General features: G+C 69.1%; 1 protein-coding gene. It reads right to left on the reverse strand.

Going from position 1 to position 609, the window contains the following annotated elements; translation table 11 throughout:
• Positions 1–4: 4 nt before the first annotated feature.
• The coding region (locus B2U11_RS02810) for a sensor histidine kinase (RefSeq protein ID WP_292069817.1) at positions 5–609 on the reverse strand (605 nt) is incomplete at its 5' end.

Genomic DNA, 609 nt, shown 5'->3' on the forward strand with positions numbered 1-609 from the left:
GGCGTCATGCGGCCGCGGCCTCCATGGAGCGGGGAAGGCGGAAGGAGAAGGCGGCGCCGCCCTGGGCGCTTCGCGTGAGGACAAGCTGGCCGCCGTGGCTTTCGACGATGGCGCGGGTAACCGACAGGCCCAGGCCCATGCCGCCGGACTTTGTCGTGGCCATCGGCTGGAAGACGCGGTCCCGTTCGCCTTCGGGAATGCCCGGGCCATTGTCCGCGACCGTCAGTTCGTAGCCGGCGACGCCGAAGGACCGTCCCGTCACCGCGACAGCCCCGTCCGCCTGGCCGTTCACCGCGTCCACCGCGTTGCGCACCAGATTGGTCACCGCCTGTTGAACCTGGACGCGGTCGGCGACGACCAGATCGTCTTCGTCGATGTCGCAACGGATCGGCACGTCGGTGTCGCGACTGATCAGGGAAAACACGGGTGACAGGTCGTCGATCATCGACCGCACGTGCTCCCAGCCGAAGCTGCGGCTGCCGGTGGCGATCAGGTCGCGCATCCGCCGGATGATCTCGCCCGCTCTCAGGATCTGCGTCTTGGCCAGGTCGAGATTGCGCGCCGCGTTCTCGCCCAGAGGCCCCAAGCGGGCCACATCGGCGTGGCCGG

Origin of the sequence: Brevundimonas sp. UBA7534, assembly GCF_002479325.1 — a bacterium.
In the GTDB taxonomy this organism is placed as follows: Bacteria; Pseudomonadota; Alphaproteobacteria; order Caulobacterales; family Caulobacteraceae; genus Brevundimonas.